Source organism: Bacillus sp. WC2507, assembly GCF_052656125.1.
In genome coordinates this window covers 4,578,991-4,596,100 of the sequence record NZ_JBQXPN010000001.1, presented here as the reverse complement: position 1 = coordinate 4,596,100, position 17,110 = coordinate 4,578,991, and the positions used below count along the sequence as shown (strand labels likewise).

Sequence of the window (17,110 nt, the reverse complement as noted above, 5' to 3'; positions counted from 1 at the left end):
AAAACCACTGGAGGAATATAAAATGAACCAATTAAAAGGAATTCACCACGTTACAGCGATTACAAGTAGTGCAGAAAAGAACTATGAATTTTTCACTCATGTTTTAGGAATGCGTTTAGTTAAAAAAACAGTAAACCAGGATGATATTCAAACGTATCATTTATTCTTTGCAGATGATAAAGGTAGTGCAGGAACAGATATGACATTCTTTGACTTCCCAGGTATTCCAAAAGGAGTACACGGTACAAATGAAATTTCAAAAACTTCATTCCGTGTTCCAACTGATGCAGCATTAGAGTATTGGGTAAAACGCTTTGACCGTCTTGAAGTGGAGCATACAGGCATTAAAGAGCAATTTGGTAAGAAAACTCTTTCTTTCGTTGATTTCGATGATCAACACTATCAATTAATATCTGATGAATTAGATAAAGGGATCGAATCAGGTACACCGTGGCAAAACGGGCCAGTTCCATTAGAATATGCAATTACTGGTTTAGGACCTGTATTTATTCGAATCGCGAACTTTAGTTTCTTTAAAGAAGTGTTAGAAAAAGTTCTATTATTTAAAGAGGTTGCGCAAGAAGGAGAATTCTATTTATTTGAAGTAAACGAAGGTGGAAATGGTGCTTCTGTCATTGTAGAACATAATACAGTTCTCCCAGAAGCAAGACAAGGTTTTGGTACAGTGCACCATGCTGCATTCCGCGTAGAAAATCGCGCTGTATTAGAAGAGTGGATTGAGAGAATCGGTAGCGTTGGACTTCCTTCATCTGGCTATGTAGACCGTCACTTCTTCGAGTCATTATACGCAAGAGTTGCACCACAAATTTTATTTGAATTTGCAACAGACGGCCCAGGATTTATGGGAGATGAGCCATACGAAACACTTGGCGAAAAGTTATCATTACCTCCATTCCTAGAGCCAAAACGTGAAGAAATCGAAAAATTAGTTCGTCCAATCGATACAGTGAGAAGTACAAAGGAATTTATTAAAGAGTAAAAGTAGAGGTAATAAGTAGGAGAGCAAGTATTTTTGGCTGATAGCTAAAAATACTTGTTTTTTTTATTTTCGCTTTATAAGTATATTGAATAAAATAATTGACTTACTTTTTATATGTAACTATAATAGTTACAAAGTAATCTTTAACAATGGCAGTGAGTAATATTTTTTTAGTATAATTGTAACTGTTATAGTTACAATTAAAATTAATCATAAAAAAACCAAATAATGTAAAAACTTTAAATAGCAACAAGAGAAAGGAGACGGGAATGTTGAAACGGTTTAAGTTTTATATGATTAGCGGTATTGTGCTCGTTTTGTTAATCGTTTGTAACTTCGTTGATAAGCCGATTGCGAAGGTTGGAGAAGTGAAAGATACTGTTATGATGAAGATAAATACGAAAGAGAGTATGGCACAGATTGATGGGCAGACGATTTATTTTAAGCAAATTGGTGAGGGAAAGCCACCTTTACTTATGCTGCACGGGTTTGGTGGTTCTTCTGATGGATTTAGTGATATTTATCCGGAACTTGCGCGAGATCACACAATTATCGCAGTTGATATTTTAGGATTTGGGCGTTCTTCTAAGCCAGTTGATTTTCAGTATTCGTTTCCTGCGCAAGTGAATTTATATTATAAGTTAATGAAGAAGCTTGGATACGATCAGTTTGCGGTGCTCGGTCATTCAATGGGCGGAGAGATGTCTCTCAATTTAGCGTATTTATATCCGGATGCAGTGACGCATCTCATTTTGGCAGATTCTACAGGAATAGAGTCTTTCCAGCAAAAAGAAAGTTATGAAGTGCCGCCGTTATCAACTGATCTTCAAACGGTAACAGAGATTACGAATTATAATAAAGATGAAGTAAAAAATAGTCGCGACGATAAAGAGCATTATGATCAGCTGACGAAAATGAGAGAGCGCCGCATTGCGATGGAAGCTGATAAAATTAAGGTGCCTACTTTAATTATATGGGGACGACACGATAAGAGCGTTTCTTGGAAAAATGGTGAGCTGTATCATCAGCTATTTGCAAATAGTACGTTCCATATTATTGAAAAAGGATACCATGCGCCGTTTCGCCAGGAACCAATAGAGTTTATGGAATATGTACAAGCGTTCTTCGCGAAGAATCCACAACGATAAAATTTTAAGCATAAATCCACTTCTTTCCTCATACAGTGAAACTAATAAGGCTTGTCTAAGGAAAGGAATGAAGTGGAGTGGAAACTTTACCATGGTGGGTGTATCTTGTAATTGTTGGGATTGTACTAAGTGGCTACATGGTTTTATATACTTCAAAAAAAGAGCAAGAGATGGATAATGAGTTTATCGAAAAAGAAGGCGAAGTGTATATGAAGCGCTTAGAAGAAGAGCGTGAGAAACGTAATCAGAGTAGTGATAAGGATTCGGTATTGCTTTAATAGAAATTTTGAATGGCTACCATCTAGTAGAACTTTACATCTAGGTGGTAGCCTTTTTCTTTTTGGAAAGCATGTATACGAAATTCATCATGAACTTTTATTGATGGTATTTATATATATTTCTACTCATAAGAATGGAACTAGCGTGTTATTTACTGGGGGGGATTAACAATGCATAGGGATGAAACATCATTACATCCTGATACAGGTGTTACATCTGTAATGTTTGTTGAGCGTTCATTAAATGAAATTCATTTTTGGTCTAGGATTATGAAAGAGCATTCTTTTTTTCTTCGCCTTGGATTTAGATGCGAGGATACGCAACTAATTGAAGAGGCGAATCAATTTTATCGATTGTTTGAACATATTGAACAAATAGCGCATTCCTATACAAATGAAACAGATCCTGAGCAAATAAAAAGATTTAATGCAGAAGTACAACAAGCCGCAACTAATATTTGGGGATTTAAACGAAAAATTTTAGGGTTGATTCTCACATGTAAATTGCCAGGACAAAATAACTTTCCGCTGTTAGTTGATCATACAAGTAGGGAAGCAGATTATTTTAGAAAACGTTTAATGGAATTAAATGAAGGGAAATTAGATGCTCTTCCTGATGCTATTATTAAAGAAAATGTTTTCTTTCTAAGGATTATGGCAGACCATGCTAAATTTATTGGTCATCTTCTTGATCCATCGGAAAGAAAGCTTGTAGATACAGCTCGGAATTTTAGCAATGATTTTGATGCATTAATGTATCAAGCAATTGACTTAGAATCAATGAAACCACAATCCCAAACAGTCCCTCTTTTAGATCAATTTTTAGATCAAAATCGTGTGTCGGTTGCATCTCTTCGGGATTTTAAGAAAACAGCACGTGATTTAATTGAGCAATGCAAAATAAAGAGCATCATTCACCCATTATTGGCAGATCATGTTTTCCGTGAAGCTGATAGATTTCTTGAAATCATTGATATGTTTGATGTTCATCTTACAAATATTCAATCACAACCTAGATATTAGAAGATAAGGAAAGATACTATTTTACTTTCAGTTGAGAAGTTAACAATTTATTGTTAGCTTCTTTTTTTTGAAGAAAAGGTTTGAAAATGGAACTTTACGTTATTCTTTCTGGAGAATGATAAGAAAGGATAGCGTATTTTTTATGCCTCATTTAGTCTTTATTAGTATTAATTCTTTGTATTATTGTTCGGGAAATTATTATAGAAGAAAAATATATGAAACCTACATCGTATAGCATATGAAATAGCGCCATTACAAGCTGTAACGCACAAGTTGCACAGGCTACGCAACGACAACTAGCTTTACTCTTCATCAGTTATTTGTCCATACTAGACGTAGAGAGGTGATAAACACAGTATGATTTTTAGTGAACGCTTAAAACAAGAACGAGAGAAACGAAATTGGTCGCAAAATGATTTGGCTGAAAAAATTCATGTAAGTAGGCAATCTGTTTCGAAATGGGAGACGGGAAAGAACTATCCGAGCATCGAAATTATTATTCATTTAAGCGATCTGTTCGGTATTACGATTGATGAGATGCTAAGGAGTGATGAAGAGTTGACGCAGAAAGTAATTGAAGATAGTAAGCAATTAGCATATCCAAAATGGAAGGTGTTTTTCGATAGTCTATTCATGCTGGGAGTATTTCTGTTTCTTACAAAAATCGTTGTATGGATGTTAAATAAATTTGCCGGAGCGAGCATTACCATTATAGCGGACGCACCGTATGTAATGAACTTTCTACCTCTTATATTAATGATCATAGGTGGCACGGCTTCTGATAAGTTGAAGAAAATATATAGATAGAGGAAAGAAATCCCCTACACTAGCTGTTCTTTTCACTTAAATTGTGTACTATAAAGGATAGGATGACATAAAGAAGGGGACATTTAGAATGGAATTTCATGAACAGAAGATTTTGCCGGCAGTGAGGCAAATTAAAGATTTGGAAAAGCTATTACATAGTTCGTATGAATATATCGTTATTTTAGATATTCATGTCGGTCAATTGAAGAGTGTTATATCACTTGCGAAGCAATATTGTAAAAAGGTGTTTTTACATGTGGATTTAATTCATGGTTTGCAGAGTGATGGGCATGCGACGGAATATTTATGCCAAGAGTTTAGACCGTACGGGTTACTTTCGACAAAGGCGAGCGTAATTATGAAGGCGAAGCAAAAGGGTGTTGTCGCAATTCAGCGTATTTTTTTAATTGATTCTAGTGCAATGGAGAAGAGTTGTAATCTTTTAGAAAAGACGAAGCCAGATTATATAGAGGTGCTTCCAGGAGCGTTAACGGATGTTATTACTGAAGTGAAGGAGCGCACTGGTTTACCAATTTTAGCAGGTGGTTTCATTCGTACAGTTGATGATGTGGAGAAAGCGTTAAATGCTGGTGCGACAGCAATTACGACATCAAAACGCGAACTATGGAAACATTACCAAAAAAAGTGACGAAAATGTGAAAAAATTCTGTTGACACCGCTTTCATGAGAGGTTAACATTATAGACAAGTTAATAAACGTGACGGAGAAAAGTAGAGATCCACATTTCATTGTTTCTATATAAACTTATATAGAAGCGTGCAAAGCTGTGGGTCTTTTTCTTTTGACAAAAACGAATGGCCATTCATTTTACCTCTATCACATTTGGAAGCGTTTAAATTGATTGTGGAGGGATACTATGTCAGCATTTTTAGGAGAGTTAGTAGGGACTGCGTTGTTAATCTTACTTGGTGGCGGCGTTTGCGCTGGTGTAAGTTTAAAGAAGTCGTTTGCGAAAGATTCTGGTTGGATTGTTATTACAATGGGCTGGGGCTTAGCGGTAGCAGTTGCAGCGTATGCAGTAGGATCAATTAGTGGGGCACATTTGAATCCGGCTTTAACGATAGGATTAGCATTTAAGGGAGCGTTCCCATGGAGTGACGTACCAGGTTATATCGCAGCACAAATGATTGGGGCAATTATCGGGGCAGTTCTTGTATATTTACATTACTTACCACACTGGAAAGAAACAGAAGATCCAGGAACAAAATTAGGTGTATTTGCAACAGGTCCAGCAATTCCGAACACATTTACAAACCTTTTAAGTGAAATGATTGGAACATTCGTTTTAGTATTTGGTATATTAGCAATTGGAGCAAATAAATTTGCAGATGGTTTAAATCCATTCATCGTAGGTTTCTTAATTGTAAGTATTGGTTTATCATTAGGTGGAACAACAGGATACGCAATCAACCCGGCTCGTGATTTAGGTCCGCGTATTGCACACTTCTTCCTTCCGATTGCAGGAAAAGGCGGTTCAAATTGGAAGTATGCATGGATTCCAGTAGTTGGTCCAATTTTAGGTGGATCACTTGCAGGTTTATTCCATCAAGTTGTATTTGAAGGAAAACAAAACTCAGCACTTATTTATGTGATTATCGCAACTGTGATTGTACTAGCAATCTCTTATATGACAAGTAAAAAAAGTGAAAGTAACACAAATAGTAGAAAAGTAGCATAGGGGGAAACCATTATGAAAAAATATATTCTTTCATTAGACCAAGGAACAACTAGCTCACGCGCAATTCTTTTCAATAAAAAAGGTGAAATTGTTCATTCAGCTCAAAAAGAGTTTACACAACATTTTCCGAAGCCAGGTTGGGTAGAGCATAACGCACAAGAAATTTGGGGATCTATTTTAGCAGTTATCGCAACTTGCTTAAGTGAAGCAGATGTAAAACCAGAACAAATCGCTGGTATCGGTATTACGAACCAACGTGAAACAGCGGTTGTGTGGGATAAAACGACTGGAAAACCAATTTACAACGCAATTGTATGGCAATCTCGCCAAACAGCTGAAATTTGTGATGAGTTAAAAGAAAAAGGTTATAGCGAAATGGTTCGCGAAAAAACAGGTCTTTTAATTGACGCATACTTCTCTGGTACGAAAGTAAAATGGATTTTAGATAACGTTGAAGGTGCAAGAGAAAAAGCAGAAAACGGCGATCTATTATTCGGAACAATTGATACGTGGCTTGTATGGAAACTATCTGGTGGTAAAGCGCACGTAACTGACTACTCAAATGCATCACGTACATTAATGTTTAACATTCATGACTTACAGTGGGATGATGAGCTTCTAGACATGTTAACAGTACCAAAGAGCATGCTTCCAGAAGTACGTCCATCATCTGAAATTTATGCTGAAACAATTGACTATCACTTCTTCGGTCAAAATGTACCGATCGCAGGTGTAGCTGGTGACCAACAAGCGGCATTATTTGGACAAGCTTGTTTCGTTGAAGGTATGGCGAAGAATACTTACGGAACTGGTTGCTTCATGTTAATGAACACAGGTGAAAAAGCAGTAGCTTCTGAGCATGGTCTATTAACAACAATTGCATGGGGAATAGATGGTAAAGTAAACTACGCATTAGAAGGAAGTATTTTCGTAGCAGGTTCTGCAATTCAGTGGTTACGTGACGGAATGCGCATGTTTAAAGATGCAAGTGAGAGTGAAGTATATGCTTCTCGCGTTGAATCAACGGACGGTGTATACGTTGTACCGGCATTCGTAGGTTTAGGTACACCTTACTGGGATAGTGAAGTACGCGGTGCTATGTTTGGTGTAACGCGCGGTACGACGAAAGAGCATTTCATCCGTGCAACACTAGAATCTTTAGCGTACCAAACGAAAGATGTATTATGCGCAATGGAAGCAGATTCAGGTATTGAACTGAAAACATTACGCGTTGATGGCGGAGCTGTTAAAAATAACTTCTTAATGAAGTTCCAAAGTGATATTTTAGATGTTCCTGTAGAGCGTCCAGTGATTAACGAAACGACTGCTTTAGGTGCAGCATACTTAGCTGGTCTTGCGGTTGGATATTGGAAAAACCAAGATGAAATTAAATCACAGTGGCATATGGACAAACGCTTTGAACCAACGATGGAAGCGGAAACAAGCGAAGAGCTATATGCTGGATGGAAAAAAGCAATTGAAGCAACAAAAGCTTTCAAATAATCATAAACAGTGTTATAATGGTGACAAGTTAATAATTCGGTAGGAGATTTGGAGAGACCACAACGCGCTATAGAGGCGAAATCTATAGCGGAGTTTGTGGTCTCTTTTTTCGTTATCAAAGGGAGGAATTACCATGAAATTTTCAAGTACACAACGTAAAGACGTATTAAACGGAGTAAATAAACAAGAGTTAGATGTGATCGTAATTGGTGGAGGTATTACTGGTTCTGGTATTGCATTAGATGGGGCAACACGCGGGTTATCAACAATTGTGTTTGAAATGCAGGACTTTGCAGCAGGTACATCAAGTCGTTCAACGAAGCTTGTACACGGTGGTCTACGTTATTTAAAACAACTTGAAGTGAAAATGGTAGCAGAGGTGGGGAAAGAGCGTGCGATCGTATATGAGAACGGTCCCCATGTAACAACACCAGAGTGGATGTTACTTCCGTTCCATACAGGCGGTACGTTCGGATCATTCAGTACATCAATTGGTCTTCGTGTATACGACTTCTTAGCAGGTGTAAAACGAAGCGAGCGCAGAAAGATGTTTAACCGTGAAGAAACATTAAACAAAGAGCCTCTTGTGAAAAAAGAAGGATTAAAAGGTGGCGGTTACTACGTAGAATATCGTACAGACGATGCGCGTCTTACAATTGAAGTAATGAAAGAAGCAATTGAGCATGGTGCGAAAGCTGTTAACTACGCAAAAGTAGACAGTTTCTTATATAAAGATGGGAAAGTATGCGGTGTACGTGTAATCGATTTACTAGACGGAGAAGTGTACGAAGTTTACGGTAAGAAAATTGTAAACGCAGCTGGTCCTTGGGTAGATACACTTCGTGAAAAAGATAACTCGAAAAAAGGGAAAGTACTTCAATTATCAAAAGGTGTTCACTTAGTCATTGACCAAAAACGTTTCCCATTAGGGCAAGCGATTTACTTTGATACACCAGATAAACGTATGGTGTTCGCGATTCCTCGCGGAGGAAAAACATACGTAGGTACAACAGATACGTTCTATGATAAAGATGCAGCTGTACCACACATGACAACAGAAGATCGCACATACATCATTAACGCGATTAACTACATGTTCCCAAGTGTGAAAATTACAGAAAAAGATGTGGAGTCAAGCTGGGCTGGTGTACGTCCGTTAATTTACGAAGAAGGTAAAAACGCATCTGAAATTTCTCGTAAAGATGAAATTTGGACTTCTGAATCTGGTTTAATTACAATCGCAGGTGGTAAATTAACAGGATACCGCAAAATGGCTGAAATGGTAGTAGACTACGTAACGAACTTACTACAAAAAGAAGGTCATAGTGCATATCCGAAGAGCGACACGAAACATATGCCAATCTCTGGTGGACATGTAGATGGTTCACACGGATTCCCAGCATTCGTTGCGAAAAAAGCAGGCGAAGGTACGAAATACGGTTTAACGACAGCACAAGCAGAAGAATTCGCGAAATTCTACGGCTCTAACGTTGACGTACTGTTCGACTTAGCGAAAAAACATAAAGACGAAGCGAAAGAATACAACATGCCGCTTGACGTTCTAATCCCACTTGTATACGCAATGGATTACGAAATGACAGCAAAACCAGTTGACTTCTTCGTACGCCGTAGAGGCGCTGTATTCTTCAACATCCACTGGGTATATGAGTGGAAAGAAGCAGTAATTAACTACATGGCTGCGAAACTAGGCTGGAGCAAAGAAGAGCAAATGAAATACACAGCTGAATTAGAAAAAGCATTAACAGACGCTGTCATTCCTGTAGATCAACAAGAACAGGCAGCTGCATTAGCATAAAATAGAGAAACACCTGGAGGGAAGCCCTTCAGGTGTTTTTCATCTTGACTAAAAATAAATAAAATGTGTTACAATGATGATAGAGTATTTAGTATGAATTTTGCATAAAATAAAGAAGACAGAAGCCTGAGAAACTTCTGCCTTGTGTAACCTAACTTGCTATTGTGGTGGTAGTAGGTGCGGTTATAAGACAATTACATTAACGTTTTAGCCGAGAACCGCCCTTACCTTTTCCACGAAGCAGGGTGGTTCTCGCTTTTTTGTATACAGAAATTAGCCATGGACCGACGTATCTTCTACCGATGACAACGCCAGCTCCGGTTAGGATACCATACACTAATTTAATTACAAACATCGCGATCATTTTATCACCTCCCCCTTTTTTCAAAATGGAAGAGATGATTACCACACCTACTAGTTATAGCTTATTAAGTTACGCATTAATTGTATTATGTTTTAAAATAGGGAACAAGACATATGGATGAAAAGCCCTAGTTTTAAATGGTTGGTTATTGTGTAAAGTGTGGTTTGTCATATACAACTTGTTTGTGAGCCTCCTACAAGTCAAGGTTTTCATTCGAGTTACGTTTCTTTTCTTTAATTTCATTAAGTTGTTCCATCAAGAATGTAGCATCAGATTTTGTTAATTCAACTTTCGGAATGCCATTTTCAAAAATGATTAAAAAGTAACTTATAATTCTCCTTACAATTTGTTCCTTGTTAAATAAACAAACATAATTAAAAAAATAGGGATACTGATAACAACGTTCAAATGAAATACACAGCAGAACTAGAAAAAGCAGCTGTGTTATGTATAGAACTTCAAATACTATACTTGTATTTTATAACCAAAAAACCTAATATTTAGTTTATAAAGATAGATTTAATGAAAAAATAAGATACCAATATGAGTTGTATCATGAAAAAATTAATTACCTATGACCCTGAAATCCAGATGGCATATCTGTATGTAATTCCATTTACTTCAGAAATTGAGATTGAATCGACTGAAGAATTGGAAGAAAATCCGAAATTGAATTTAGATATAGATCAATTTGATCGTATAGTTGGGATTGAGTTTTTTGGAGAAAATGCAAGTAAATTAAAAGGATTAACAAATAGGAGTAAAATATATATAAAGAAAACTTCAAATGATAATAACTACATATACTCATTTCGGGTTTCTCAGGAAAATCATTTGCAAAAAGTAGCATTTCATCATGTTGTATTTTATTTTGCGGATAAGAAGTATGAAGGATTTATTGGTTTTGATATTATCAAGCCATCTTTGTATGGTTATGAAATATTAGACTCTTTAAGTGAGTGTTAGGAAGAAGGGGGACTCGGTGAAATGAGTTCTCTTTTTCATTTAGCGGTGAGGGGAATATTGACTATAGAAAACGAAGGCAAAATCCTTATTGCAAAATGAAAGAGCGCCTTGGGAGGAAGACGCTTTTTAGGTGAATGTAGTGTAATGACTATTCGATTTATTATATGTAATTTGCTGAGGGAATGATTTCGCAAAAAAATATTATTTTAAAAAGGGAGTTGTAATTGATGAAATCGAGAGTTCCTAAGGTTGCTATTCATTAGGTATTTTTTCAATCGTAGCATCATTTGCAATTGGAGGTGTAGATTTAGTCGTTGCGCCGAAAGATATAACGAGTTTATCCCCCAATTGATAATTCCTATTTTTTTCGATAGGAAGTTTTAATAGTTTATTTGGAATAAATTTCATTGCTTCCACCTCGGAGTAGGAAAGTGCTTCCTTTTTTGTAGGGGTATCTGCAACGAGTATGTATACAGTGTCAATTGAAATAACATATCCTGTGAAAGTCTCCGTTTTTAGAGAAGCAGTACTAGTTTGGTTGGGCGAATCTAGTGCTACTGTGCATCCGCAAGCTAATGTTAGGGTGGTTAGTAAAGTTATGATTTTTTTCTTTGGCATTATTAGTTTTGGCCTCCGTATAGTACATGTTTTTATCATTATATTCGAATGACTAGATTAATGAAGTTATACCATGAGAAAGTGGATTTAAGTTAGAGATATAGTATAAGTACGATTAAAAATATTATGTGGAAGTGAAAATGAGCTTGAACTTTAGATGGAGATGGAGTAGTACTTATAAATAAGTGGCTGTCTCCTATGCAGAGTTTAAAGGGCTACATGGATTTTATGAAATCAAGAGTACTTGAAATAAAGGTTAAACAAAACGGTACGGACATTGCCATCTGTATTTTTTTATAAATTTATAAAACTTTTCCATACAGTACGTCGTCTAATATATGGGAAGGAGGAAATGCTGTGGATGAATTAACGATAGAAGCGTTTGAAATAGAAGATAAGGAACTCCTTATTGATGAAATTATGAACAAGTATGGACAAGAAGTCCTGCAGCTTGTGTATTCATATGTGAACAATAAAGAGGTTGCGGAGGATGTAACGCAAGATATATTTGTGAAATGTTATAAATCTCTTCATACATACAAAGGGAAGTCGAATGTGAAAACATGGTTATGGAGAATTGCGATTAATCAATGTAAGGACTATATAAAAAGTTGGTATAACAAAAAGGTGATCGTGACAGAGGATGAATCTGCTTATATGGGGGTTCAAAATGATAGTGTCGAACAAACTGTCATTCAAAATGCGGAGGACCGTGAGCTCGCTTCTGCAGTAATGAATTTACCGATAAAATATCGAGAAGTCATTTATCTATTTTATTATGAGGAATTATCAATTAAAGAGATTGCTATTGTAATAGACGTGAAAGAAAACACGATAAAAACGAGACTGAAAAAAGCGAAGGAGCTTTTGAAGAAAGGATTGGAGGAATAATCAAATGGAAGATCGATTAAAAGGCCTGCGAAAATCAATGGAGAATACAACGTTTAAACATTTGAGTTTTTCTGATCAGCATCGAAAGCGGGTGCGCGAAAAAATCAATGCGTCAAACGAAAAAGAAGAGGACATTTCTTTAGCGATTTTACAACTCCTCAGTAATGAAAAAACAGGATACGAATTGTCACAGCTACTACGAGGGAGAGGGATTCGGAAATTCGAAGGAAATGAAGGGTTTTTATATACCGTATTACATCGTCTAGAACAGAATCGTTTTATCCAATCAAGCTGGGATCACGCGGGAGCTAAATATTATCAATTAAATGATAAAGGAAGAAAGATGCTGCGAAAGGCAGAAAAAAATGCTACGAAGGCACAATTTATATTAAAAGGCTTAGTACAGGAGTGAGGCGAAATTGAATAAAAAAGGGGAACGTTTTGTAAGCGAAGTTACGAATCATATTAAATCAAAAGAAGCAAAGAGCTTTGTAGCAACTGAACTAGATTTTCACTTAAAACAGGCAAAGAACACATGGGTAGAAAAAGGATTAAGTGAGGAAATTGCTGAAAATAAAGCTGTAGAACAAATGGGAAGTCCGATTAAACTAGGGCAAGAACTTAATAAACTGCATAAGCCAAAGGTGGATTGGTTTTTACTTATTTTATTAGTGGCTGCTATGGGGTTAGGGTTTTTGCCAATAATCGCTCTTGGGCATACAAACGATTTACTAATGAACAAATTAATTTCTGTTATTCTCGGCATTGCAACAGCTGTTGGGATCATGCTACTTGATTATCGGAAGTTAGAGAGGATCGGGTGGCTGTTTTATACAATCGGTGTACTTATCTTGTTAATGATAAAATGTTTTCCGACTGGTTACGTGATTGGGGAAGCAATAATAAAAATTGGCCCCATCAAAATTGACTGTTTAATGACGATACCATTCTTCTTTCTAGCTTGGGCTTCTTTTTTCAATAATAGTAGGTTAAAGTTTATGCATCTTCTTATGTTGTACGTATTTTCTTTATATCTATTTTCAACTATATCAATTCTTTTACCAATTTTCATCTATATTACGATGGTATTCGTTATGCTTTGGTGGAGTAAGCTAGGAAAGAAAACGGCATGGCTTATTACAATATTACCAGTTTTACCCTTTATTATTAGGGATCTATTTTCTTGGTCTGCCGTAAAAGAATACCGGATAGCTAGAATTTTAGGATTTATAAACCCAGCGCATGATCAATGGGATTTACGTTTACAAGAGGCGATGTCTTCAGCAGGCTGGTTTGGTACATATGGAAATATAAAGTCTATCCCTGCTGCCCATACTGATTTTGTATTCGCGAGTTTGACTTACTATTATGGATATGTGCTTGCGCTAGTTCTTGTCCTGATTCTTTCTCTTTTTGCAGTAAGAATAATGAACATAGCTTATAAAATAAATGATGGTTATGGTAAATTGCTTCTCGTTGGCGGAGTGACTCTTTTTGTAGTTCATTTCATTTATAACGTTGGCATGATTTTAGGATTATTACCGCGTACTTCTATATCATTACCTTTTATTAGCTACGGATTGATACCAACTTTATTTCATGCATTTATAATGGGGATTGTGCTGAGTGTATATCGACGTAAAGATATGCCGTTTAGAATGAGAAAAACACCTTGATGCTAAAAGAATTCATTATTATGATCAAGTACAAACGTAAATAGATAGTAGGAGAGGGTTATCATAAATAACCCTCTTTTCGTGTTTAAATAAGTACACTCTCTTTAATAGAAATACATAATTCAGAACGAGATATCGATTCAGTTAGTTGTTGTAAATAAGCGTATTCTTCCACATTTTTTTCGGAAGTGCTAGGATCTAATAAAGGTGAAGATAGAAGTACATCAATTGTAAGTATGTCTGCATCATGAGAAGTGATGTGATAACCTGCAAATACTGGGCGTTTTAAGTCTTTTACTTTTTGAATCATCTTATGGAATTTCGTAACACTTATATGGATTGTGGCTAATGGAAAGCATTTTTCGGTAGGATTGTCGATAGTCTTTCTAATTTTATAATCGTATACGTAATAGTACTTTTCTTGTTCTTCTAGTTTTTGTAACTCTTTCGTTAATAGATGATATGTATCTGTAATACCAGTTGTGAGTGCATTGTGTTCTGCGCCAACTAATAATGTGAAAGGTCTTGGTGATGAGATTGCGAGAGGGCGGACGTTTAGGTCGGTAAAAGTAGGATTAGATTGTAAAATGGTATGTAATTTTTCGGTAGGAAATACGCCGTCATAAATAGCAATAAAATAATGGTTCATCTTGTCACTCCTTAGCTTTTTCTAAACTGATATATTCTACTTTTAAGGTGTAAATCCTGCATAAAAAAGAAACACCTTGAATCATCAAGGTGTTTTCGTTATAAGCTCAAAACTCTCCGAATTAGCCCCAAGTATAAAAGGACTAACCTCACCAACGCTATATAGTTGTAATTCATGCATCGCGCGCGTACAAGCAGTGTAGAACAATCTGCGTAGACTTTCATCACTATACACATCTTGAGAGGCATCGTAAATAATAACAGCGTCAAATTCGATACCCTTCGCTAAGTAAGCAGGAATCACGACAATGCCTTGCTCATATTCGGCTGAGCTACTCTTCACAAGTTTAATACCTTCAATGCTACTAAGTGCCTCATAGGCAGCGGCACTTTCGGCAGCGGATTTACATATAATTGCGATCGTATTGTGCTGCTCTGTTTGTAGTTCAGCAACTTTGGCAGTAATATGCTCGTGCAGTTCGTTGTCATTCGATACTTTGGTCACTGTAGGTTTCTCGCCGTCACGTTCAAAGGCGTGAATGTTCTCTCCTTCTGGTACGAGGGCACGTGTAAATTCAATAATTGGTTTTGTTGAGCGATAGCTACGAGTTAAGTTGATGCCGTTCGTTTCATCTGGTCCGTATAAGCTAGTAAGTGTATTGAAATTCACTGCTTCACTCGCATGGGCAAATATCGCTTGGTTAAAGTCCCCAAGTACCGTCATTCTTGCAGCAGGGAAGAGACGTTTCAAAAACTCGAACTGAAACGGCGAATAATCTTGCGCTTCGTCTACGAGTACGTGTTTAATCGATCTGTTCGTTTGGAAGCCTTCAATTAACTCTTTTAAAAGTAAAAATGGAGTCGCATCCTCGTAATATAGCTTTCCTTCATCGAGCATGTTTACTGTTAATGAGCAAATATCATCCCACTCTTTCGGTTTTTCTCCAGTAACCCATGATGCATCTGTGAAGAGTTGTTTATATATTCCTGTGAAATTGATGAAACGTAATGTTTGAACACCTTTACGAAGTGGCTTCAATTTTTTGCGGACAATCATACGTCCAAGTACTTTCGTTTCTTTCTCAAAATCATGAAAGGAGTTGTCGTCAAACTCGCCCTTTTTCTGCAAGTATTTATAAGCTTTTTGATATTCATCTTTACTAAGTAGTTCAATTTCTTCTTCTACCCAAGGCTTTTTCAGTTCTGTCTTTTCAAGTGCATCTATTTGTTTATTTAGCCAATCTGTTAACTTCTCAATTCGACTATGGAAGCGGAGGGAGGAGTCAGTGTTGTAAAATTGCTCTGTAATTTCTTTTGCAGAAACAATTAGTTTTCCTCTAAATTTCATTCCTCTAAATAGCATGCCTGAAGATTCAAGGGATTGTCTGTACGCTCTAATCATCTCGAAAAATTGAGTAGATGCTTTAAATCGAATGCTAGCATTTCTCGTTTTATAGGTAGGGCTATTCGTTTCAGTTAACATATATTCTAATTGCTCATAAGGATCTTCAACGTCAAATGACTTACTTAGTCTATGGTTTAAATATTCTTGGAATGTAACTTGCTGCATATTCTCTTCACCGAGTTCAGGCAATACGTTAGATACGTAGCTGTTGAACATAGAGTTAGGGGAGAAGAGAATAATTTGATCTGCTTTTAACCATTCGCGATATTTATATAGTAAGTAGGCGATTCGTTGCAGGGCAGCTGACGTTTTACCGCTACCAGCAGCTCCTTGCACGATAAGTAGTCGGCCTTCATCGTGACGAATAATTTCATTTTGCTCGCGCTGAATTGTAGCAACGATGCTTTGCATATGTTTGTTCGTACCTTTTCCGAGCGCTTGTTGCAAGATTTCATCACCAATTGTAAGGCTCGTATCGAACATAGAATCAATCTCGCCATTTTGAATAATGTATTGTAATTTCTTCTCCACATTACCGTGGATTACGCCTCCTGGTGTACTATATTCGGCTGGTCCTGGTGGATAATCGTAGTACACACTCGAAATGGGTGCGCGCCAGTCATATATAAGAAAGTTTTCTCCGCTTGCATCAGTAAGTGTAGCTACGCCGATATAAATTTTCTCTGCAGCAGATTCTCCTTCTTCTTTGAAATCAATTCGTCCGAAGTAAGGTGCTTTATGCATGCGTCTTAATGCGGCAAGTCGATTAAAGGTGTGCTTATGGGTAATTTGTGTGACAGCTAGTGACTGAGCTTGTTGTCTTAAGTTGATAACTGTTTCAAGATAATCATCAAAAGTATCAGTATTCACTTTCACGTCATCCCAGAAGTGTTTACGAATATGGATTACTTCTGCCCGGCGTCTGCCAGTTTCGTTTTCCAGTTTATCAATTTGCTCCGTAATGGTTTCTATTACGGTATCCAATCTTTTTTGCTCTAGATCAAGTTTTTTATTCATAAATAAGCACTCCTTTAAAAGTGAAAAATAGGGGTTGACTGAAGATGTGTTTTGGTGTAAAATTAAGATACGGATAAATACGTTCCTTCTATTTTAGAAAACGTGTTTCTGTACTAATTTAACATAATTTTTTCATTTAATCAATGATAATAAGATAAACCTTGGTCCGTGCTACGTGGATCAAGGTTTTTTTGTGTTTTTGAAGAGGGGATCGCAATCACTGTCAGTTTTTACTGGTGAGTCGATATAAT

17 protein-coding genes are annotated in these 17,110 nt (G+C 36.7%); 13 read left to right on the top strand and 4 right to left on the bottom strand.

What is annotated here, in order from left to right:
• Positions 1–22 precede the first annotated feature (22 nt).
• From ACUN28_RS24220 to glpD, 9 genes are all read left to right on the top strand, one after another.
• Entirely contained in the window at positions 23–1,000 is a 978-nt protein-coding gene (locus tag ACUN28_RS24220) for a ring-cleaving dioxygenase (RefSeq protein WP_016089023.1), read from the top strand.
• Positions 1,001–1,272: 272 nt separating this feature from the next.
• The gene (locus ACUN28_RS24215; RefSeq protein WP_033659809.1) at positions 1,273–2,148 is read left to right on the top strand and encodes an alpha/beta fold hydrolase; all 876 of its coding nucleotides are present in this window, start codon (positions 1,273–1,275) and stop codon (positions 2,146–2,148) included.
• Positions 2,149–2,225: 77 nt separating this feature from the next.
• Positions 2,226–2,426 carry a sporulation YhaL family protein gene (locus tag ACUN28_RS24210; RefSeq protein WP_000449230.1) on the top strand — a complete coding sequence of 67 codons (201 nt, stop codon included), beginning with the start codon at positions 2,226–2,228 and terminating at the stop codon, positions 2,424–2,426.
• 171 nt (positions 2,427–2,597) lie between these two features.
• The gene (locus ACUN28_RS24205; RefSeq protein ID WP_016089021.1) at positions 2,598–3,449 is read left to right on the top strand and encodes a DUF2935 domain-containing protein; all 852 of its coding nucleotides are present in this window, start codon (positions 2,598–2,600) and stop codon (positions 3,447–3,449) included.
• Between the two features lie 357 nt (positions 3,450–3,806).
• Positions 3,807–4,256 carry a helix-turn-helix domain-containing protein gene (locus ACUN28_RS24200; protein ID WP_016136591.1) on the top strand — a complete coding sequence of 150 codons (450 nt, stop codon included), beginning with the start codon at positions 3,807–3,809 and terminating at the stop codon, positions 4,254–4,256.
• Positions 4,257–4,344: 88 nt separating this feature from the next.
• Positions 4,345–4,905, top strand: coding sequence for a glycerol uptake operon antiterminator GlpP (gene glpP, locus ACUN28_RS24195; RefSeq protein WP_016089019.1), 561 nt, complete (start codon positions 4,345–4,347; stop codon positions 4,903–4,905).
• A 228-nt stretch (positions 4,906–5,133) separates the two neighbouring features.
• Complete coding sequence (gene glpF / locus ACUN28_RS24190; protein WP_016089018.1) at positions 5,134–5,955, top strand: glycerol uptake facilitator protein GlpF; 822 nt, start codon at positions 5,134–5,136, stop codon at positions 5,953–5,955.
• 12 nt (positions 5,956–5,967) lie between these two features.
• The gene (glpK, locus tag ACUN28_RS24185; RefSeq protein ID WP_016089017.1) at positions 5,968–7,458 is read left to right on the top strand and encodes a glycerol kinase GlpK; all 1,491 of its coding nucleotides are present in this window, start codon (positions 5,968–5,970) and stop codon (positions 7,456–7,458) included.
• 133 nt (positions 7,459–7,591) lie between these two features.
• The gene (glpD, locus tag ACUN28_RS24180) at positions 7,592–9,274 is read left to right on the top strand and encodes an aerobic glycerol-3-phosphate dehydrogenase (protein WP_016089016.1); all 1,683 of its coding nucleotides are present in this window, start codon (positions 7,592–7,594) and stop codon (positions 9,272–9,274) included.
• A 199-nt stretch (positions 9,275–9,473) separates the two neighbouring features.
• On the opposite strand, the gene ACUN28_RS24175 is transcribed toward glpD, so the two are convergent.
• Positions 9,474–9,638, bottom strand: a complete 165-nt coding sequence (locus ACUN28_RS24175) for a hypothetical protein (protein WP_000561154.1) — start codon at positions 9,636–9,638, stop codon at positions 9,474–9,476.
• 555 nt (positions 9,639–10,193) lie between these two features.
• Between ACUN28_RS24175 and ACUN28_RS24170 the strand changes: the two genes are divergently transcribed.
• Positions 10,194–10,604 carry a DUF2283 domain-containing protein gene (locus ACUN28_RS24170; protein ID WP_016089015.1) on the top strand — a complete coding sequence of 137 codons (411 nt, stop codon included), beginning with the start codon at positions 10,194–10,196 and terminating at the stop codon, positions 10,602–10,604.
• 252 nt (positions 10,605–10,856) lie between these two features.
• On the opposite strand, the gene ACUN28_RS24165 is transcribed toward ACUN28_RS24170, so the two are convergent.
• Entirely contained in the window at positions 10,857–11,222 is a 366-nt protein-coding gene (locus ACUN28_RS24165; protein ID WP_001124850.1) for a DUF3221 domain-containing protein, read from the bottom strand.
• A gap of 357 nt (positions 11,223–11,579) precedes the next feature.
• Here ACUN28_RS24165 and ACUN28_RS24160 point away from each other — a divergent pair, with 357 nt between their 5' ends.
• From ACUN28_RS24160 to ACUN28_RS24150, 3 genes are read left to right on the top strand one after another with little or no spacing between them, the layout of a single operon-like run.
• Positions 11,580–12,113 (top strand): sigma-70 family RNA polymerase sigma factor, encoded by a 534-nt coding sequence (locus ACUN28_RS24160; protein WP_016089014.1) that lies wholly within the window; start codon positions 11,580–11,582, stop codon positions 12,111–12,113.
• 4 nt (positions 12,114–12,117) lie between these two features.
• Complete coding sequence (locus ACUN28_RS24155; protein WP_016089013.1) at positions 12,118–12,525, top strand: PadR family transcriptional regulator; 408 nt, start codon at positions 12,118–12,120, stop codon at positions 12,523–12,525.
• Between the two features lie 7 nt (positions 12,526–12,532).
• Positions 12,533–13,789, top strand: coding sequence for an FtsW/RodA/SpoVE family cell cycle protein (locus tag ACUN28_RS24150; RefSeq protein ID WP_016089012.1), 1,257 nt, complete (start codon positions 12,533–12,535; stop codon positions 13,787–13,789).
• 85 nt (positions 13,790–13,874) lie between these two features.
• Here ACUN28_RS24150 and ACUN28_RS24145 read toward each other — a convergent pair whose 3' ends face one another.
• Together ACUN28_RS24145 and helD are read right to left on the bottom strand one after the other, a co-directional pair.
• Positions 13,875–14,438 carry a hypothetical protein gene (locus tag ACUN28_RS24145; protein ID WP_001017112.1) on the bottom strand — a complete coding sequence of 188 codons (564 nt, stop codon included), beginning with the start codon at positions 14,436–14,438 and terminating at the stop codon, positions 13,875–13,877.
• Positions 14,439–14,522: 84 nt separating this feature from the next.
• Complete coding sequence (helD, locus tag ACUN28_RS24140) at positions 14,523–16,859, bottom strand: RNA polymerase recycling motor HelD (protein WP_016089011.1); 2,337 nt, start codon at positions 16,857–16,859, stop codon at positions 14,523–14,525.
• Between the last annotated feature and the right edge of the window lie 251 nt (positions 16,860–17,110).

What these genes read in the sequence shown, in the direction of transcription:
- ACUN28_RS24145 (WP_001017112.1), bottom strand. Translation starts at nt 14,438, where the DNA reads ATGAACCATTATTTTATTGCTATTTATGACGGCGTATTTCCTACCGAA.
- ACUN28_RS24205 (WP_016089021.1), top strand. Translation starts at nt 2,598, where the DNA reads ATGCATAGGGATGAAACATCATTACATCCTGATACAGGTGTTACATCT.
- ACUN28_RS24220 (WP_016089023.1), top strand. Translation starts at nt 23, where the DNA reads ATGAACCAATTAAAAGGAATTCACCACGTTACAGCGATTACAAGTAGT.
- glpP (WP_016089019.1), top strand. Translation starts at nt 4,345, where the DNA reads ATGGAATTTCATGAACAGAAGATTTTGCCGGCAGTGAGGCAAATTAAA.
- ACUN28_RS24155 (WP_016089013.1), top strand. Translation starts at nt 12,118, where the DNA reads ATGGAAGATCGATTAAAAGGCCTGCGAAAATCAATGGAGAATACAACG.
- ACUN28_RS24170 (WP_016089015.1), top strand. Translation starts at nt 10,194, where the DNA reads ATGAAAAAATTAATTACCTATGACCCTGAAATCCAGATGGCATATCTG.
- glpK (WP_016089017.1), top strand. Translation starts at nt 5,968, where the DNA reads ATGAAAAAATATATTCTTTCATTAGACCAAGGAACAACTAGCTCACGC.
- ACUN28_RS24175 (WP_000561154.1), bottom strand. Translation starts at nt 9,638, where the DNA reads ATGATCGCGATGTTTGTAATTAAATTAGTGTATGGTATCCTAACCGGA.
- glpF (WP_016089018.1), top strand. Translation starts at nt 5,134, where the DNA reads ATGTCAGCATTTTTAGGAGAGTTAGTAGGGACTGCGTTGTTAATCTTA.
- glpD (WP_016089016.1), top strand. Translation starts at nt 7,592, where the DNA reads ATGAAATTTTCAAGTACACAACGTAAAGACGTATTAAACGGAGTAAAT.
- ACUN28_RS24165 (WP_001124850.1), bottom strand. Translation starts at nt 11,222, where the DNA reads ATGCCAAAGAAAAAAATCATAACTTTACTAACCACCCTAACATTAGCT.
- ACUN28_RS24200 (WP_016136591.1), top strand. Translation starts at nt 3,807, where the DNA reads ATGATTTTTAGTGAACGCTTAAAACAAGAACGAGAGAAACGAAATTGG.
- helD (WP_016089011.1), bottom strand. Translation starts at nt 16,859, where the DNA reads ATGAATAAAAAACTTGATCTAGAGCAAAAAAGATTGGATACCGTAATA.